The organism is Psychrobacter sp. ENNN9_III (assembly GCF_001462175.1).
Taxonomy (GTDB): domain Bacteria; phylum Pseudomonadota; class Gammaproteobacteria; order Pseudomonadales; family Moraxellaceae; genus Psychrobacter.
Genome location: NZ_LNUO01000050.1, coordinates 1 through 19,789, shown reverse-complemented (window position 1 = coordinate 19,789; position 19,789 = coordinate 1). Strand labels below are relative to the sequence as shown.

Below are 19,789 nucleotides of genomic sequence, written 5' to 3'. Positions count from 1 at the left end.
GGGGGTACTTTTATCCATAAAGTCGGCGCATTTTTCATTCAAGCGGTCAGATGGTTTCTACTGTATCTGATCAATTGCCACTTGAGTTAATATTCGGCCACGAGCGGTACGTAATACATAACCTTGCTGAATCAAATAGGGCTCAATCACATCTTCAAGGGTGCCGCGATCTTCTGCCATGGCAGCTGCCACTGCTTCCACGCCTGCCGGACCACCGTCAAAACGTTCATGCAAGATTTCGATATAACGCCTATCAAGATGATCTAAACCGCGCCGATCGACTGCTAGCATATCTAGCGCACTAGCAGCGATAATACCGTTGATACTGCCATCCCCTCTTACTTCAGCATAATCACGTACTCGTCGCAATAAGCGATTAGCAATCCTTGGCGTACCTCGCGCACGGCGTGCAATCTCGATAGCACCATCTTCGCTCATTGACACACGCATCAGGCGCGCCGCTCGGCTTACAATAGTCGTCAGATCAGCAATATTATAAAATTCAAGGCGCTGAACGATACCGAAGCGATCACGCAGTGGTGAAGTCAAAAGCCCTGCTCGCGTCGTCGCTGCGACCAAAGTAAAGGGCGGCAAATCAAGTTTGATAGAGCGTGCTGCAGGGCCTTCGCCAATCATAATATCAAGCTGAAAGTCCTCCATTGCAGGATATAGTATCTCTTCAATGACTGAGCTTAAACGGTGAATTTCATCAATAAATAGTACATCACCAGCTTCCAAATTGGTTAGCATAGCGGCCAGGTCACCTGGACGCTCAAGCACAGGTCCTGATGTCGAGCGCAGATTACCACCCATTTCACGAGCAATAATATTAGCAAGCGTCGTCTTACCCAGACCAGGCGGACCAAAAATCAAAGTATGATCTAGTGCTTCATCACGACCTCGCGCGGCACCAATAAAAACTTCCATCTGTTCGCGCACGACTGGCTGACCAATATATTCAGACAAAAGCGAAGGACGAATATTGCTATCAGGAGCATCATCTCCTCCTTCTAGCGGATTAATTAAGCGGTCTTGCATCATAGGTTCTATCATTATATTAAAAAGATAAACAATGTAAAGGCAACAAACAGCATAACCAAACCTAGCGGATAAGTCATGTAAAACGTTTTAAATTACGCATTAAAACGAAAATAAGCGACAACTAGTGTCGCTTATCTATAGGTAGCTGTATATGTAAGATGAGCAGTCTAAAAACCAGATAACTGCTGCAAGGTAGCTTTTAACAAGCTTTGCGTATCAGCAAAGACATCACCGTTACTTTTGGCAGCCTTAATCGCCTGCTGGGCTTCTTTTTCTTTATAACCCAAGCTAATCAGTGCGCCTTCCACCTCAGCGATGATGCTTCCTTCATGCGTTACCGTTACTGGCTGAATATCAAACTCCAAATTACTATCATCGACTTCGATGTTTTTGAGCTTATCTTTAAGCTCAATTAGTAAGCGCTGGGCTGTCTTTTTGCCGATACCTGGTATACGAGTAAGCGCAGTTTCTGAGTCCTGCGCAACATGCATCTTTAGCTCAGCTGCTGACATAGCAGACAGCATGGCAAGCGCCATCTTGGCGCCAACCCCATTAATCTTGATAAGCTGACGAAAGACATCACGCTCTTTTCGATCGATAAAGCCATATAGCAACTGTGCATCCTCTCGTACATGAAAGTGCGTCCAAATGCTCGCTTGCTGCTCCAATTGTAACTGACAAAATGAGGGTAATGGCAGCTCGATATCATAGCCCACACCAGATGCTGTCATAATACAAGCTGTTGGCGCCATTAAATATTGTACTTGCCCAGTAATCAGTCCAATCATAGTAGCTCACCTGTCATAAACACTTGTATAAGAAACTTTTATATAAGGAGCATTAGTATACGTACAACTACTGCCCCCTAAGCAAATCCTAAACCAAACTTTTCAATAAGTTAGCTTATTGGTAAAAATCAACCATACCTTCAAGGCTGATCGGACGGATTTTATGCGCTTGACCCGCAGAACCGAAGGCTTCAAAGCGGTTACTACAGATAGATATCTGACATTGCAACCATAGAAGCTTTAAAATATTTACGTGGATCAAACTCACTAGGATTGTTTGTCAAGTATTCACGGATAGCACCTGTCGATGCTAGACGTAAGTCAGTATCGATATTTACCTTACGCACACCATGCTTGATGGCTTCTACAATCTGCTCAACTGGCACGCCGTAAGTTTCGCCGATATCACCACCATTCTCGTTGATGACTTTTAACCATTCTTGCGGTACTGATGAAGAGCCATGCATGACGAGGTGAGTATTGGGTATACGGGCATGAATCTCTTTTACACGCTCAATAGATAAAATATCGCCTGTGGGCGGACGCGTAAATTTATAAGCACCATGACTGGTACCAATTGCAATCGCTAATGCATCAACATTGGTATCTTTGACAAACTGTTCAGCTTCATCTGCACTGGTCAACAGCTGCTCATGATCAAGAACGCCTTCTGCACCTGAGCCGTCTTCTTCGCCCGCCATACCAGTCTCAAGACTGCCTAGGCAACCAATCTCACCCTCTACAGAGACACCGCAAGCATGAGCAAGCTTGACGACTTCACGCGTTACACTCGCATTATAGTCATAATCCATCGGCGTTTTACCATCTTCACCCAGTGAGCCATCCATCATAACTGAAGAAAATCCAAGCTGAATTGAACGCTGGCAGATGGCTGGTGACATACCATGGTCTTGATGCATAACGACTGGAATATGAGGCCATTCTTCGATAGCAGCGATAATCAGATGACGCAAAAACGCCGAGCCTGCATATTTACGAGCGCCCGCACTGGCTTGTACGATGACAGGCGAGTCACAAGCATCGGCAGCCATCATAATCGCTCGCATCTGCTCCAAATTATTTACGTTAAATGCAGGCACACCGTAGTTATGCTCAGCGGCATGATCTAAAAGTTGACGTAAGGAGATTAAGGCCATAAAAAGCTCTCTGATTGGTTTTAAAATAATAACGTTATTAAAAACTGCAAAAGTATCACTCATTTAGTATGAGGGTTATACTACAAAATAAAGTAAATCCAAAGAATTGAATTCCATTTAGTGGTTACTCGTTGCTAAACGCAAACTGTAGCCATAAAGAATAACCACTGGGTTTACCTACCCAAATTATAGCGGGGTGATTATAGCAAAAATTCCCTCTGCCTCGTAGCAGTTGCATCAGTATTTATTTATCTAGCCAGTTTTCCAAGTAACATTTCATAAGTCACTGGCATCTACGTCAATCTAGCTTGCGTAGCTTATGTCAAATAGCAGACACAAAAAAGCCCTGATTACAATCAAGGCTTATTTAAGTTTTTTAGGGCTTATAGAACAAGTATCCGTCTATTAATTATAACTCAGTAATTCATCTCTCAGTAATCAATAAACTGACTATCTACTTGCTTAGTATTGTTGCTCAGCTTCAACTTCAACTTCGTTTGCGCCATCAGCGACAGCGTCAGCACCTTCAGATACTGCTGCAGCAGTACCTTCAACGACTTCGTTTGTGCCTTCAGCGATAGCATCACCAGTGTTTTCTAGTGCATTGGTAGCAGCAGCACCAGCTGTTTCAGCACCCTCAGCGACTTCTGTACCAGCTTCTTGAGCGGCTACTTCAGCTTCTTGGGCAGCAGCTTCAGTCTCATTAGTAGCTTCTTCTGCATTAACAGCGATGTCATCACCAGCAGATTCAACCGCAGCTTCTGTTTGCTCTTCAGTTTGTTGGCTACACGCAGTGACTGCAAACGTACCAGCAAGAACACTAGCAAGTAACAAATGACGTTTTAACATAATAAACCCCTCATAAATAATGCATGTCAAAATACATGGTGGCGCTATTTTATAGGTAGCAAATAACACATGCAATAATAATTTTCAGTATATTAACAAATAATAACTGCTTAATAATAATCCTCAATTATCAACTTCACATACTTATTATTATCGTTAAAGCATGTTGATAGTTGATAATATCCATATAGACTACCTTAAATGTTAAATCCTATTTGTACATGTAGTGTTACTACCAGCGTGACTTATATTAATATTTGGTAATTATATAGCAATAATACTGTTACCTTTTATACTTGTTTTAGGGCCGTCTGTCTTAAACAATTATTTTTCTGCAATTTGTAAGGCAGCTACGGCAGGTAAAACTTTACCCTCAACAAACTCTAAAAACGCACCGCCGCCTGTCGACATATAGCTTACCCCATCCGCTACCTGATATTTATCAATGGCTGCCAGAGTATCACCCCCACCCGCTATCGAAAACCCATCACTGTCTTGTACTGCTCGCGCTAAAATCTCAGTACCAGCACCAAAAGCGTCTACTTCAAACACACCAACCGGACCATTCCATAAAATAGTTTTGGCGTTGATAATGGCATCAGCCAGCTGCTTAGCACTTTGCGGCGCAATATCTAATATCATATCGTCGGCACCGATATCACTCACCGCTTTAACAGTGGCTTTTGCTTGCTGTAATGAGCCTATAAAATCATCAAAATTAATGTCGTTTTTATCAGCAACAATCACAAATTCAGGCAGTAAGATATCAGTCTTAGTCATGATTTGATGAGCTGTATCGACTAAGTCTGCTTCATATAGCGATGCACCTACGCTGTGGCCTTGCGCTGCCAAAAAAGTATTTGCTATACCGCCGCCAACAATAATCTGGTCACAAATATCAGCCAAGCTATGAAGAACTTCAAGCTTGGTAGATACTTTAGAGCCACCAACAATGGCTAACATAGGCTGGGCTGGGGTCTCAAGCGCTAAACTTAATGCATCTAGCTCAGCTGCGAGTAATGGACCGGCACATACCGTCTTATTAGCTTGACGCATGGCTTGAGTCACACCTTCAGTAGAAGCTTGCGCCCGATGAGCCGTGCCAAATGCATCCATCACAAATATGTCACATAAACTGGCATAAGCTTCTGCCAGCGTAGTCTCATTGTTTTTTTCGCCTTTATTAAAACGGACATTTTCTAATAAAACCACTTCACCAGCTGTAATATCTACGCCTTGATTAAGGTAGTCATTGCTAAGCGTCACTGGCTGCTTTATTTGTCCTGCTAGATTGGCCGTTAAATACTCAGCGACTGGCGCAAGAGAGTATTTCGATTCAGGAGCGCCTTCTGTTGGACGACCTAGATGTGAACATACAATGACAGATGCTCCCTTATCTAACGCCATCTTGATAGTTGGTAAGCTGGCCTGCAAACGTGCATCGCTCGCTACTTTGCCATCTTTAATAGGTACATTAAGATCTTCTCGGATCAACACTACTTTATCTGTTAAGGTCAGCTCACTCATACGTAAAAAATTCATTATCGCTCCTAGGCTACATTGATTATTTTATCTACCGTTTTAACAAATTAATTTAACTGCTATTACTGTATGAGCCGTAGTTTATACAATAGAGCGCATTCATTCTAGGCAAAAAACAAGCTTAACCGTAAATTCTTCACAAAAATTCACCACTACAAACATTTAATATTCATTATTGAGAATATATATGCAATCAGTAGTCATAATCACAAGATGTCTTGAAGAGTTAGTAACATTTCGTGGTGGCACTGATTCATCGATCAACTTAATATAGGAGACTATCTATTTACAGAAAACTTTACCGTCCTCTTTTTATAGGTAATAGTTTTATAGATAATAGCTTTATAAAATAGAAAATAACAATAACCCATTTGGAGAATATAATGAGCATTGATTTTGACGCTGCCAAACAAGAATTACTAAAATTAAAAGAAGAGTATGAAACTCGTATCGATAAAATCGAAGATCATATTCAACATCCACAAGACAGTTTGAACGAGCATTGGGAAGATCAAGCCATATCGTACCGACAAAACGACATGCGAAAAAATTTATTGAGTGAAGCAAGGCAAAGTCTTATTTATGTCGAAAACGCATTAAGCCGTATCGTACCGACAAAACGACATGCGAAAAAATTTATTGAGTGAAGCAAGGCAAAGTCTTATTTATGTCGAAAACGCATTAAGCCGTATCGAAAACGGTACTTATGGTGAATGCGAAGTGTGCGGTGAACCAATAGAAGAAAAACGCTTAGAAGCATTACCATATGCGACATTATGTATGAAGCATGCTGAATAGGCTTTTTGTATAACGCCTTATTGAACTTTTAGACAGGTATTTACCAGTTGGTAAGTGCCTGTTGCCACTTTTGACAACGCTCCTCTATCGACTGTATAGGCAGATCCATAATATCACCAACGACGGCAACATAGGCAATAGGCAGTCCTTTTAATTGATGAATGTTTTCAGCCGTTAGTCCCCCAATGATACAAACGTCAGTTTTATTGTCAGCAGCTTGTTGGCAACCATCGATAAGTTGTTGTCGAGTAATGGTATCGGCTTTAGGTTTAGTCGATGAGGCAAATATAGCACCCATAGCAATATAAGTTACGCCTGAATATATGGCTTTTTTAATGAGTGTTACATCTCCATGACAAGTGCGACCAATGATTTGATTGGTTTTTAGTTGTTGTCTAGCTTCGCTAATAGCACCATCTTGTTGTCCAAGATGCACCCCTACGCCAAGCTTGGCTGCCAACGCAAGATCATCGTTTATAATGACTGGCACTTTGTAACGCTCAGCTAAAGCGACTATTTTTACCGCTTCAGCATACAGCTTCTCTTGACCATTTGGCTGCGCTAACACCTGCTTTCTTCTGATTTGTAACAACCCTATCGTACCTGTCGCCAGAGCCACCGTTAATTTGGCATAAAGCAGATCGAACTCATCATCATTAGTCAGCAGATACAGCATAGGTCCTGTTTTTGGTGTATTTTTTGGTTTGTTTGGAGTTGATATTTTAGTCATCACTTATCCTTAGGTTCAATGAATACAAAAAAAGACCGTTATCTTAGATAACAGCCCTTTATTGTCTACAAACTACAAGCTTTATAACCGTTTATATCAGCACTTTATACTGTCTGACGCGTGGCTAAACTGGTTAAGATATTTTTAGCATCGCCCCAGCGAGTCGCTGAACTATTAGCGCCTAGAATCACAATGATAGCAGGGCGGTTGTTGACACGGGTTTCCATGACCACGCAACGACCCGCTTCATTAATGAAGCCTGTTTTAGAAATACCAATTGGATAATTACCTGAACGGACAAGGCTGCTGGTATTATTGGCTTTATAAGTACGGTTGCCACTTGAGTAATTGGCCACAAAGAAGTCATAGCTTTTGGTGGTAGAAAAACGACGAATAACATCATAATTACCCGCCGCACGTACCATTTTTACCAAATCATTTGACGAGGCAACATTGCGCTTATCAAGCCCTGTTGGATCACCGAAGAATGCTGTTGTCATTCCTAACTCTTGAGCTTTACGATTCATTGCACGTATAAAAGCGTTATAACCACCTGGATAATTGCGCGCTAAGCTTTTTGCAGCAGGATTTTCTGATTTCATCAAAGACATAAGTAATAGTTCAGCACGATTCATACGATCGCCTGACTTTAAGCGCGAGCTTGCACGTTTAGGACCTACAAAATCCTCTGGATCAAGCGTAATTTCTTCACGCATATCAAGACCAGCATCTAGCACAACCATTGCCGTCATTACCTTAGTAATACTGGCCATAGGACGAGCAATATCTGCATCTTTTTCATAAATAGATTCACCAGTTTCAGCATCGATAACTGCCACACTACGTGAATCAGTGCTGATCGGAATCATGCTACTGCTACCAAAACTACCACGGTAAGTAGTGTTATATCGGTTGCTGCTACTACCATAGCTGTTAGAGTTAGTAATACTAGTAGTACCATAACCATTATCGATTTTTTTGATAGGCGTAGAAGCACTTTTAGAGCTATACATAATGTTGCGTGCTTCTGATAAGCTATCAGCGCCGCCCCAACTGACACGTGCACTAGACTCAGCAGGGCTACCATTAATACTTAGCGCCGCTTGTGCTGCACTGCCTAAGCTTAATGAAATCATGGCAGCAACCAGTTGCTGTTTGGTTAATGGTAAATGTTTCATTCTTCCCCCTGCTATTGGTCTTACATCAATTGCATATTAGTATGCACAACTGATTAACGTAGCGTTTTTGATGGTGTTTGTAGACACTCGTATAGAGTTTTTGTACTTTTAGTGTATCATGGTTTGTACATAAGTTTAACGTATCAAGCTGACTTCATAAGATTTTTTTGTATATATATAAAGATTATTACAATTGCTTTAAGTTTAAGTAATAGTACTCAACACTCAAGAAATATTTGTTATAGTTCATCTCTGCTTTAAATAGAGGGTTTTCTACATTGTTATTAGTAAGTATTGTCATTGTGAAACAAGCAATTTTGTATAAGTCACTATAAAACAAGATTATTATAAATAGCAACATCGATGTAAAATAAAATACTTGTACTAAACTATATAGGATAAGTCACTATTAAATAACATATTTATCTCATAGCCAGTTCTCATCAGTAGTTGGCTATCTCAATGCGTATTAAACTATCAAATAGTAAAACTAGTAAAGAGTATAACTATGATTCGAGTATTAGTAGTAGATGATCATGATTTGGTACGGATGGGTATCAGTCGAATGTTATCTGACAGTGCAGATATTGAAGTAGTGGGTGAAGCTGATAGTGGTGACATGGCATTAAAACTTGCTAAGCAGCTTAGTCCAGATGTGGTTCTATTAGATGTCAATATGCCAAACATTGGAGGACTTGAAGCGACAAAGCGTCTAGTGCAATTAGACATGGGGATAAAAATACTAGCAGTAAGTAGTATGTCAGCGCAGCCTTACCCATCGATGCTCCTTAAAGCTGGGGTTAATGGTTATATCACTAAGGGTACACCGCTTGATGAGATGATACGCGGCATCAAAAAAATATACCAAGGCGGACGTTATTTTAGCCATGACGTTGCCGAGCAGCTAGCAGAAGTATTGTTATCGGATAAGGCCTCCTCGCCTTTTGACTTACTAAGTGATCGCGAAAAACAGGTCGCTATGATGGTTGTTAACTGTCAAAGTCCCCAACAAATTGCAGACCAATTATTTGTAAGTGTAAAGACCATTAATACCTATCGCTACCGTATTTATGAAAAAGTTGGCGTAGATAGTGATGTTAAATTGACTCATCTAGCCATTCGCCATGGGCTGATTCAGCCTTAATGCCAAAGCCATGTGTAATTTTAACTGGTCTATTGATCTTTACTCCTCCCCTTCGGTTATTTTATGAAACCTGCTTTTAAAACCTTTAACGCCATACTGCAGTCTCTAAAGCAGGATAACACCCTACCTGTCTCACAGTTACGTAAGCTTGGGATAATCTATAATGGTTATCGTTTGGTGGTTAGTGCATTTTTATTACTGATGGCATACGCCAATATTAAAGCTGACACCAATTTATTATTACCAAGCTTATTGCAACAAACCGCTCTTGGGTTTTACGTCATTCTTAGTCTGATTTTGCTCAGTTTATTCTTAGTTGCTACCAAGCAATTACAACGCCAGTTAGTGTTTGGTTTGGGCATTGATGTCATTGTATTAAGTTTATTGTTATACACCAACGGTGCGCCAGACTTACAATTGACGATGCTATATATGGTTGTTGTAGCAGCAAGTTTTATGTTGCTGCGTAGCTCACAAGCTCTCGTCATTACATTACTGGCGATTTTATTTGTTATTTATCAGCAGTTTATGAGTCTCACCAACTTAGGAGATGCCCTACTAATGTCAGCCAGCTTTTTGGCGGTTGGTTTTTTGAGTTGGTCAATATCTCAGCGTTTGGTGCACGTCGAAAGATTTATAACGCGCCAAGCAGAGGAGGTAGAGCGTCTCAATACGATTAACCAAGAAGTTATTAGTCAAATGCTCAATGGCGTTATGGTGATTGATAAGCAGCATATTGTATTGGCCAATCATGCAACTTACCAGCTATTAGGTATTCCTGAGACCCAAACATCGCCGTTCACAGAAGTATCTTCTAGTTATGGTGATGCCAAACCGACTATTAGGCAGCAGCAGCGTAGTTTTAAAAACCATCATAATCCGTTGTATGCCTTTCAACAGGCCTTGGCTCATCAACATAGAGCCCTACTCAATAGTTGCCTATCTGTCCCTACTAATCAATCAAGAAACTTTGTTTACGAATTGCCTGAAGCAGCCACTGCTTCTATTACAAACAAACTGCGCGTACAAGTGATCCCACTAAACGACGGTAGTCAACTCATATTGTTTGAAGATTTGCGCCGTGAACAAGCCAATGCTCAACAACTAAAACTGGCCTCTTTAGGACAGCTAACGGCCAGTATTGCGCATGAGATTCGCAATCCGCTTGCTGCTATCTCACAGGCCAGTCAGTTATTGATGGAAGACATGAATGATATAACTGACTCAGACAATAGCGAGAGTCAAGCTGCCATGGATACCAATGGCAATAACGAGCTATATAAGATGATATTTGCACAAACCAAACGTGTTAATCGCATCATTGAAGACGTGCTAAAACTATCACGTCAGCAGCGCTCTAATAAACAGACCATAGAGCTTGAGACTTGGATGCCACAATTTTTAGAAAACTACTTTCGTGGCAATGATATTTTTTTGCATGATACCTCTCATCCCGTAATACAGTTTGATACTCATCAATTAGAGCAAATACTGATTAACTTGATCAATAACGGTTTGCGTTACTGCGGTCTTATACATCCGTATGCTTACGCTGAGATTGAAATATACTGCGTGCAGAACGATGTTATAATCGATGTTTTGAATGAAGGTGAAGGCGTCGCTCCAGCTGATGTAGAGCATTTATTTGATCCATTTTTTACGACTGATAAAGCAGGTACGGGACTGGGGCTTTATTTGTCGCAAGCCTTTAGTGAAGCCAATCATGCAAGGCTACTTTATGTCGCTGAGCACGAAAAAACCTGTTTTCGTTTGATCATACCGACCGGCTCTTGTTCAGAAGAAGTTTGGGATGACGAATATTAAAGCTGGAGATGTCAGTAATATTTATACCAATAGCATATTGATTTTTATCCGTAATATTGATTTTATCCGTAATAAACACAACGCACATGTACAGTTAACGAAGATGAAAAGTCTTACAGATAAAGGCTTTCTATTTATTTATAATAAATATTCGTTTAGTCATTTGTATCAATTAAGCAATCATGAGGTTATGTATGACAGCAATCGCGCTAGTCGTCGATGATGAAGTAGATTTATGCCGACTTATGCAAATTACGCTGACAAAAATGGGCATCAAAAGTGATGTAGCTTATAGCCTATCACAGGCAAAATCTTGTCTAGAAAGTAACCATTATGACTTTTGCTTAACGGATTTGCAGTTACCAGATGGCTCAGGATTGGAGCTGGTCAAGCAGATTAGTAGTAGCTCTAATACACCTGTTGCTGTCATCACCGCCCACGGTAGTATGGATTTGGCTATCGAAGCACTTAAAATCGGCGCTTTTGATTTTGTGAATAAGCCACTTGAGTTACCACGTCTACGCCAACTGGTCGAAAACGCTCTTAAAGTTATTCATCAGGACGAAGGTGTTCAAGAAACTGATGAGGTTACGCCAGAGCAGCAGCTACTAGACAGTCGTCTTATCGGCAATTCTGCTGTTATGCAAACTCTAAAAACAACCATCGTTAAGCTTGCCCGCTCACAAGCGCCAGTATTTTTATCAGGTGCTTCTGGTACGGGTAAAGAAGTGGTCGCCAGACTCATTCATGATTTGAGCCCGCGCCGTGATGGTAGTTTTGTCCCAGTGAACTGCGGCGCGATTCCATCTGAGCTTATGGAGTCAGAGTTTTTTGGACATAAAAAAGGCAGTTTCACGGGTGCAGTGGCAGATAAGCAAGGTTTGTTTCAACAAGCCAGTGGTGGTACGTTATTTTTAGATGAAGTTGCAGACTTGCCACTTGCTATGCAAGTAAAGCTATTACGCGCTATTCAAGAAAAAACAGTACGGGCTATTGGTGACACCAAAGAGATACCTGTAGATATTCGTATCTTATCAGCCACTCACAAAGACTTAAGTCAATTGGTAAAAGACGGAGAGTTTCGGCAGGATTTGTACTATAGAATCAATGTTATTGAGCTCAAACTTCCCATGCTCAATGCGCGTCGTGACGATATCCCTTTGCTGGCCAAGCACTTTTTAGCGCTGATATCTGAAGAGTGGCAGCTAGATACGCCAGCACAGCTGACTGAAAGTGCTTGTGAGCGCTTGCAGCATCATGAATTTGCAGGAAATGTTCGTGAACTACGTAATATATTAGAACGGGCAATTACCCTAGCAGAAACCACCATGATAGATGACACCCATCTAGGATTGCCCGAACTTAGCGATAGCGTTACTGCTGACTCAAAAGATACGGCAAATCATAAGGATAACAGTACTGCATCTACAGTAGATGACGAGCCTATGATACTACAAGTTGATGGCCCCAAACAAAGCGTCAAAAATAATAATAGCGGACATCTTTCAAACAATTTGCATCCATATCGTACCCATACTCAACACTATTCTTCAGCGTTTCAGATGTCCACCTCTAAATCTGATAGTGTTAGTACTTCATCTGTTTATAATCAAGACCGCCGTAAGTCTGAACAGTTTGTTGACGACATAAACACTCAACCCTCACTCGTCAGTATTTCTGAAGCTGAGTTGCCTCAAAAAGGCCTAGAAGCCTATTTACAAGAGCAAGAAAAGCGTTTGATCATTAAGGCGCTCAATCAGACCGATGGGAACAAGACTCAAGCAGCAGAGTTGTTAGGTACGACCTTTCGCTCGTTACGCTACCGGATGAAGAAGCTTGAGATTGATGAAGATTAGAGCCATTACTCATAAGCCATCTTTTGCTGTATCAGTCATGCTATAGTTATTATCTTTTTTTACAAAATGAAGTCCTGAAGAGTGTACTTGCGGTCGCAATATATCGATAGCCTGTTGCTCCCATGTACGCTCATTGCCAGATAAAGCTATATCAGGCTGTACGCCTATCTTATCGATTTTTTTCCCTGCTGCTGTTAAATAGTGAGCCACTGTCAACTTAACGGCTTGCTCATCATTAAGTGGTATGACTGATTGCACAGATCCTTTGCCGTAGCTTACTTCACCGACGATAGTTGCACGTTGTTGTGTCTGTAGACTACTTGCCAGCACTTCTGCCGCTGAAGCAGAATAACGATTTTGTAAAACCACTACGGGTAAAGGTTTAAGTAAAGCGGTGTCTTGGGTGGATAAGGTACGCAGCTTACTTTGTCTACTCTTTACCTGTACCACGTCAGTATCGCTCATAAACAAACTGGCTACTTTTACAGCCGATGTCAGTACGCCACCTGGGTTGTCACGCAAATCAAGCAGTACTCCGGTAACGGGCGCATCAAGACTGGTTAGGCTTTGCAAAATCTTTTCACGTGTATTGTTTTGAAAAGCAGGAAGTTTAATAACAGCAATACCATCAACAAGCCGGGTCTCGATGTTTTGTCGATGAGTATTGTTGCGCTGCAATGTAATAACACGCTTGCGTCGACCAGCTTTGGAAACGGTCACATCAACCTGCGTGCCGGCAATCCCGTTAAGTAGCTGCTCTACATCATCAGACTGCCTATCACCATCAATCTTAAACTCGCCAATCTGATGAATATAATCCCCAATAGTAATACCTTTTTTATCAGCAGGCGACTCATCTACGATATCAGTCACTACCCAATATCCTTCATCTGGTTTGTATACTGCCTTTAAACCAACATCTCCCACGTCACCTTCGGTAAATGCACGTAGGTTTTCATACGCTTCAGCATTCAAAAATTCAGCATGACTATCAAGCTTAGTCAACATACCACTCATCGCATTATCGAACAACGCTTCGTCGTTGACAGGATCGATATATTGACGACGTACTAAGTCCACCACTGCGACAAAGGTTTTTAAGGTTTCAGGAGAGATGGCGTTTAAAGACACTTGCGCAACTTCATCTGGTATATTAGTCAAATCAGCCTCTACTGTCTCGACTGCGGCAGCATCGCCTAATGCATCTATATCATCATCTGTCTGGTCAACTGTATTCTCTTCAATATCTAAGTCATTTACGCCTACTGCTTTCCCATCTACTGTACTCTCATCAACATTCAAACTGATCAGTTGCAGGTCTGCTGTAGGGTTATCAGTGTTCATACTCATACCAACAGGCTCTGTGCTGGCTGCCTGTACAGGTATATTGATACCAGTTATCCCAAGTACCCCAACTACTCCTATCTTTAGCGCAGAATCACAGATAGCAAATGGTAGCAATTTTGACTTAAATAGTATGGCTGATAGTTTTGAAGACAACGAAAGCATAAAAGGACTCATATAAGATAAAGAACATGTATCACCCTATCATTGTTATGTGATTTCAAGCTCACTAAAGAGGAGCTAATGGGTCTAAAACAGCAACACAATAATAATAAGATATAGTCGATCCAGTATAAACTAAGTACAGTGCTACTAAGATAACTTTTCCTTGCTTACTGTACCTACGCAGCTCGATGCGGCACAAAACTTATGTCAGTAGCGCGTTATAATTTTTGTACTTGTTATATAGGACTGACTATAGCATTAAGATTCCACCAAAAAATAGCGTAATATTGCAAACAAAAGGGGAAAGATAAACACTATCCTTCCCCTTTCTTCTAAAAAAGTAACATTTGTTATAAGGTAGGAATCAGCAAACTCTTACCTGTCATCTCAGCTGGTGGCTCGATATCCATTAATGTCAGGATAGTAGGTGCGACATCGCTTAACTTACCGCCTCTACGTATTCGTACATTTTGCTCACCAACATAAATAAGAGGAACATGTTCCGTTGTATGTTGAGTATGCACCTGCCCGCTTTCGTAATCTTGCATCTGCTCGCAATTGCCATGATCTGCTGTGATTAACATATCACCACCCGCCGCCCGTACCGCCGATTCAATACGTCCGATACATACATCAAGCGCTTCCACCGCTTTCACCGCTGCATCAAAGATACCCGTGTGTCCGACCATATCACCATTAGCGTAGTTGACAACCAATACGTCATATTTTCCTGACTCAATAGCAGCCACTAATTTATCGGTCACTTCAGGGGCACTCATCTCAGGTTTTAAGTCATAAGTCGCTACATCTGGAGACGGCACTAGAATGCGCTCTTCACCCTCATATTCTGCTTCACGGCCACCACTAAAAAAGAAAGTCACATGCGCATACTTTTCGGTTTCAGCGATACGCAGCTGGGTTTTGCCCTGATCCTGCAAATACTCGCCCAGTGTATTTGTTAGTGAGGTTGGATAATAGGCAATGCTGGTTTTTGCATTATCTGCCAAGACGTCTGAGTACTTGGTCAACATCACAAAGGCAGCAAGCTTTGGTTGCTTTTGACGAGCGAAACCTGAAAACTTATGGTCTGGTAGCACAAACGCTTGCGCAAGCTCGCGAGCACGGTCAGCACGAAAGTTCATAAAGATAAGCGCATCGTTGTCTTCAACAGTATATGGCATCTCATCACGTCCAATCACGGTCGTTGGACTAACAAACTCATCGGTCTCACGTGCTTTATAAGCCGCTTGGACAGCCCCATCTGCTCGCGTTGCTAGGCGATCAGCCCTACCTTCAGTAATAAGCTCATAAGCTTTTTGGACGCGATCCCAGCGGTTATCACGATCCATCGCATAGTAACGCCCGATAATACTGGCAATCTGCACGTGGCCACCTTCATAGTGTGCATTGAGTTTATTAATATAGTCACGCAGACGATTGATATACTTATCAGCAGACTTCGGCGGCGTATCGCGTCCATCTAAAAAACAATGCACAAAGACGTTTTTGGCACCATGTACCAATGCAGAATGACACATACCTTCGATATGATCTTGATGCGAGTGCACACCACCATCAGACAGCAGTCCCATGATATGGACATTACCACCTAACTCGTTAGCAGCTTTCACTGCCTCAACCAATGCTTCATTTTTATAGAATTCGCGATTATTAAGCTCATTTGAGATACGGGTTGAATCTTGATAAAGGACACGGCCAGCGCCAAGGTTCATATGCCCTACTTCTGAATTACCGAACTGACCATAGGGTAAACCAACGTCTTCTCCTGAAGCTGATATCAGGCCATGCGGATATTGCTGATAAATATTATCTAAATTTGGCATATTTGCAGCAGCAATAGCATTGTCTTTTTCATCTTCACGATGCCCAAAGCCATCCAATATCATAAGGACATGGGGCACTTTTTTGTTAGGATTATTAAGCTGAGCCTGACTGTCAGTGATAGATTCTGATTGTTGTTGCGTATTGGACATAGATTACCGCTCCTCAAGTGAATGAACGCCTATAGTGCTATATTAGATTAAAGTGTCTATACTACCACAAAACTCAAAATAGCTGAAAACTCGACATTTTTTAACCAGTCTATAGGGCTTTTTAGATTTTTACTAAATCGAAGTCATGAATAGGTAAAACAAAGATTAAGGCAAAGTATTAATCTGTAAATCAGGCTTGCAATCAGTTATACCATTAGTTAATATAAAAATATTCTAGAGTGTTGGCTAGTAGATGTTTATTCCCTGAGCCGATAATGCTTTACCTGGATGTGCTATCTATTGCTTCATTGTGTATGCCTGCATCGCTTGCGGTGTATCAGGAAACCTGCCGAGGCAATGACACATCCGCCCTGAACTTCACGGTTCATGGGTCACCATCTTACGGCGGCACTCTGGTTGTTATATTCGGTTATGCTATCTAGGTTATAACCATTAAAAGCCCCTTTTGTCATGGACAAGAGGGGCTTTTTCTATATCTGATGTTTATACAATCTTGTATTGTCATGTCTATAAACTATTCGTCATTGGCAGACTTAGTAATTTTCTTTACATCTTTTGGGACATTTTTGGCTGTGCCATCAACCGTAGTATGTTGTTTAAACACATCACCAAATGGATTCTGTTGCTGCTGTCCGAATGGATTTTGACCGCCCATTCCGCCTGCACCGCCAAACGGATTTTGACCACCCATACCACCAAACGGATTCTGACCGCCCATCTGTCCACCCATTTGTTTTGCCATCATCTCCATCATTTTTTGTTGATTATTCATGACATAGTTATTAGCTATATCTTTAAGCTTCTTTTGGACGGGAGGTAGTACGACGAGCAACGCCAACACATCGCTAATAATACCTGGAATTAATAGTAAAATTCCTGCAGCTGCCATGGCCACACTCTTGAGCATGGTCGATTCTTGCGGACGCATGGCAGGGTCCATCATACCTCCTGCTTTCATCTGTTGGGCCATCGGATTGAGAGCCGACATACCTTTACGAATAAGAGAGATACCGATGACAGCGGCGACAATAAACCACATAAATACAAGCCAGCCACTCATAAACTGAGCAAGCAAATACCATATCAGCATCTCAATAATAAACCAAACGATGGCAATACCAACTATCTGACCCATAAAGCGTCGTCCTATCAAATAAAAACTATAAAATTAAGTGCCATAAAATTAAAATGGCTAACATGTCATGTATATGGGGATTGATTGCTATACTATCAAACTTAAGGCTAATTTTTAAGCCATAAAACAAAATGGAAGTAAGACAGAATACTATGACAATTATTATAGGGATTGATCCTGGCTCACGTATGACGGGCTACGGAGTCATTCAACAAACGGGCGACAAGTTAACCTATATTGATGCAGGTACCATTCGCACTGACACAAAAGAGATGCCTGAACGTCTTAAGCGTATCTTTAACGGCTTAACTCGTATTACTCAGTATCATCTAAAATATGCCAATGAACCTATTTATGCTGCTATTGAACAAGTATTTATGGCAGAAAACCCTGACTCTGCGCTTAAGCTTGGGCAAGCACGTGGCGCCGCTATTGCAGCAATGGTTGCATTGGATTTGGAAGTATCAGAATATACTGCACGACAAATTAAACAAGCAGTTTGCGGTTATGGCGCTGCCGCCAAAGAGCAGGTCCAAGAAATGGTTTGTCGCATATTATCTTTAGATGTGGTACCACAGGCCGATGCCGCTGATGGTCTAGCCTGTGCTATTTGTCATGCGCACTCTAGTCATTCAATGAACAAACTACTACTTAATAGCTCAATGCGTGGACGCGGTGCCTCCAAGAAAAAAGGCCGCTGGCGCTTAACTGAAGACGACTTGGGAAATTTGCGTTAACCACTTGCTTGTCTGATACATGAACTATCAAGCAATATATTACTATATCGTTAACCATTAAACAAAAAGCACGCGCTCTATAGGCACGTGCTTTTTATGGTTATATCTTCCTTTTCGAACAACAGTATTTATCTGGCCATTGAACTTTCTATCACGATATCGAGTACATAAGCATACTTTGCATCTGAGTCGTCATCCGATTCAAGTTTATAACGCTGCAGGCGTAGCACTTCATCATAATCAGGGTTATGCTCATAACCATCAATACTGCCCTTGAACGCTGTCCACTCACCTTCGTTTATCTTTATACCTTGATCATCGTAGGTAATTGGTTTTACTTGCAGACAACTCTGCGCCGAATCGTTAGGGCAAGGTTTGGTGTTTGCATCCACTGCCCAAAATATCGTCTCACCTCTGCTATTATACTTCGCTTGCGCCGTCATCCTACCTCCCCAAACGAGAGTTGCCTTGTCGCTTGTGATTTGAGTAAGAATTAGAGGTGCTTCGTTTGACAAACTTAGCTGGCTCTCACCCTGCATCAGCTCATTCAGTTTATTTTCAGCTGTATTTAAATCTTGGCACAGCATTTTTGTACCCATGCCGTCTTCCGTCATCAGTATATTATCTTGTAGCTGATAAACCGCATTGACAGTATTACAGCCTACACTATAGCTGATAATGTTTTGACCTTGATATTTATTAAAGTTTAAAACAACTTGGTCATTAATATCCATTAATGATGTTATAGGCTGGTTATCGACATCATTTGCAGTGACCAATGTCCAACGGTAACGAGCAAGCTTGACACTCATTTTTTCTTCAGCACTTAGTGTTTGAGTAGCAGGTGCCGATTGGGCATCAGGATTGATAGCCGCGTTTTCTACAGTGGTATCGTTGGTATCATTACTGGTTGAAGTATTATTACAGGCAGTTAACGCTAAGCTAGATGCTAGCAAACTTGGCAGCAAAGAGGATTTTAAAATTTTACTTACCATGTTACATCTCTCTTATGGCTTTTTTAAACTTCTTTAGAAGCATTTCACTTTTTTAATCAATTTGTCATACAAATACAACCATCGTACGAAAATATATATCGCACAGATACAGACAAAGTATAAAGCGTTTAGATCAACGTATACTTTCTCACTATGGACTGCTAAGACTTGTGTAAACAAATATTTAAGAAAATTTGTTTACTTGTTTAAGATACACTCTAAATATTTAAGTCGATATGACAGATATCAAATGGTATAACTACTATAAGAATAACTACGTTACCTTATGTAACTAAATGTTTTAGTTTTATTATCCAGCAGTTTTTGCCTCTATATACAACTTTTAGTTTTGTTTCCCCAATTAATAAAGGATAGCCAATAACTTAACTATCCTTTGTTAGGTATGTTTATAATGAGGGTTTATACGGATTTTATTTAATCGCTGTCCTTTGTTAGGTATGTTTATAATGAGGGTTTATACGATTTTATTT

16 protein-coding genes, 1 other RNA gene and 1 pseudogene are annotated in these 19,789 nt (G+C 41.1%); 7 read left to right on the top strand and 11 right to left on the bottom strand.

All coding sequences use genetic code 11. From position 1 onward, the window contains the following. Nucleotides 1-57: 57 nt before the first annotated feature. The 5 genes and pseudogenes from ruvB to PENNN9_RS03815 form a co-directional block, all read right to left on the bottom strand. Nucleotides 58-1,038, bottom strand: coding sequence for a Holliday junction branch migration DNA helicase RuvB (ruvB, locus tag PENNN9_RS03835; protein WP_058368417.1), 981 nt, complete (start codon nt 1,036-1,038; stop codon nt 58-60). Between the two features lie 170 nt (nt 1,039-1,208). Further along, the gene (gene ruvA, locus PENNN9_RS03830) at nt 1,209-1,829 is read right to left on the bottom strand and encodes a Holliday junction branch migration protein RuvA (RefSeq protein WP_058368415.1); all 621 of its coding nucleotides are present in this window, start codon (nt 1,827-1,829) and stop codon (nt 1,209-1,211) included. A 115-nt stretch (nt 1,830-1,944) separates the two neighbouring features. After that, nucleotides 1,945-2,986: pseudogene (gene fba, locus PENNN9_RS03825) on the bottom strand (class II fructose-bisphosphate aldolase). Between the two features lie 462 nt (nt 2,987-3,448). Further along, entirely contained in the window at nt 3,449-3,835 is a 387-nt protein-coding gene (locus tag PENNN9_RS03820) for a hypothetical protein (RefSeq protein WP_058368414.1), read from the bottom strand. Nucleotides 3,836-4,159: 324 nt separating this feature from the next. Then, nucleotides 4,160-5,377 (bottom strand): phosphoglycerate kinase, encoded by a 1,218-nt coding sequence (locus tag PENNN9_RS03815; protein ID WP_058368413.1) that lies wholly within the window; start codon nt 5,375-5,377, stop codon nt 4,160-4,162. Nucleotides 5,378-5,760: 383 nt separating this feature from the next. On the opposite strand from PENNN9_RS03815, the gene PENNN9_RS13615 reads away from it, so the two are divergent. Then, entirely contained in the window at nt 5,761-6,024 is a 264-nt protein-coding gene (locus tag PENNN9_RS13615) for a hypothetical protein (protein WP_413771734.1), read from the top strand. Further along, a complete protein-coding gene (locus PENNN9_RS13610; protein ID WP_413771733.1) occupies nt 6,002-6,175 on the top strand; it encodes a TraR/DksA family transcriptional regulator in 174 nt (57 codons plus the stop codon). The genes PENNN9_RS13615 and PENNN9_RS13610 overlap by 23 nt, the downstream gene beginning before the upstream one ends. A gap of 40 nt (nt 6,176-6,215) precedes the next feature. On the opposite strand, the gene PENNN9_RS03805 is transcribed toward PENNN9_RS13610, so the two are convergent. Next, a complete protein-coding gene (locus PENNN9_RS03805) occupies nt 6,216-6,905 on the bottom strand; it encodes a thiamine phosphate synthase (protein WP_058368412.1) in 690 nt (229 codons plus the stop codon). A gap of 104 nt (nt 6,906-7,009) precedes the next feature. Further along, nucleotides 7,010-8,083: a serine hydrolase gene (locus PENNN9_RS03800; RefSeq protein ID WP_058368411.1), complete on the bottom strand. Its 1,074-nt coding sequence runs from the start codon at nt 8,081-8,083 to the stop codon at nt 7,010-7,012. A gap of 508 nt (nt 8,084-8,591) precedes the next feature. Between PENNN9_RS03800 and PENNN9_RS03795 the strand changes: the two genes are divergently transcribed. The 3 genes from PENNN9_RS03795 (at nt 8,592) to PENNN9_RS03780 (ending at nt 12,907) form a co-directional block, all read left to right on the top strand. After that, nucleotides 8,592-9,227 carry a response regulator gene (locus PENNN9_RS03795; protein ID WP_058368410.1) on the top strand — a complete coding sequence of 212 codons (636 nt, stop codon included), beginning with the start codon at nt 8,592-8,594 and terminating at the stop codon, nt 9,225-9,227. A 63-nt stretch (nt 9,228-9,290) separates the two neighbouring features. Continuing rightward, nucleotides 9,291-11,051, top strand: coding sequence for a sensor histidine kinase (locus PENNN9_RS03790; protein ID WP_058368409.1), 1,761 nt, complete (start codon nt 9,291-9,293; stop codon nt 11,049-11,051). Nucleotides 11,052-11,245: 194 nt separating this feature from the next. After that, nucleotides 11,246-12,907, top strand: a complete 1,662-nt coding sequence (locus PENNN9_RS03780; protein WP_058368407.1) for a sigma-54-dependent transcriptional regulator — start codon at nt 11,246-11,248, stop codon at nt 12,905-12,907. A gap of 9 nt (nt 12,908-12,916) precedes the next feature. Here PENNN9_RS03780 and PENNN9_RS03775 read toward each other — a convergent pair whose 3' ends face one another. After that, on the bottom strand, nt 12,917-14,416 hold the full coding sequence (locus tag PENNN9_RS03775; RefSeq protein ID WP_227511711.1) for a S41 family peptidase: 1,500 nt from the start codon (nt 14,414-14,416) through the stop codon (nt 12,917-12,919). A gap of 350 nt (nt 14,417-14,766) precedes the next feature. Next, nucleotides 14,767-16,410, bottom strand: a complete 1,644-nt coding sequence (gene gpmI / locus PENNN9_RS03770; RefSeq protein WP_058368406.1) for a 2,3-bisphosphoglycerate-independent phosphoglycerate mutase — start codon at nt 16,408-16,410, stop codon at nt 14,767-14,769. Between the two features lie 228 nt (nt 16,411-16,638). Here gpmI and ssrS point away from each other — a divergent pair. Next, a non-coding RNA gene (ssrS, locus tag PENNN9_RS12495) (6S RNA) lies at nt 16,639-16,834 on the top strand. Between the two features lie 111 nt (nt 16,835-16,945). On the opposite strand, the gene PENNN9_RS03765 is transcribed toward ssrS, so the two are convergent. Further along, complete coding sequence (locus PENNN9_RS03765) at nt 16,946-17,566, bottom strand: FxsA family protein (protein ID WP_058368405.1); 621 nt, start codon at nt 17,564-17,566, stop codon at nt 16,946-16,948. Between the two features lie 152 nt (nt 17,567-17,718). On the opposite strand from PENNN9_RS03765, the gene ruvC reads away from it, so the two are divergent. Then, entirely contained in the window at nt 17,719-18,303 is a 585-nt protein-coding gene (gene ruvC, locus PENNN9_RS03760; protein ID WP_058368404.1) for a crossover junction endodeoxyribonuclease RuvC, read from the top strand. A 128-nt stretch (nt 18,304-18,431) separates the two neighbouring features. On the opposite strand, the gene PENNN9_RS03755 is transcribed toward ruvC, so the two are convergent. Then, complete coding sequence (locus PENNN9_RS03755) at nt 18,432-19,298, bottom strand: DUF4377 domain-containing protein (RefSeq protein ID WP_058368403.1); 867 nt, start codon at nt 19,296-19,298, stop codon at nt 18,432-18,434. Nucleotides 19,299-19,789 lie beyond the last annotated feature (491 nt).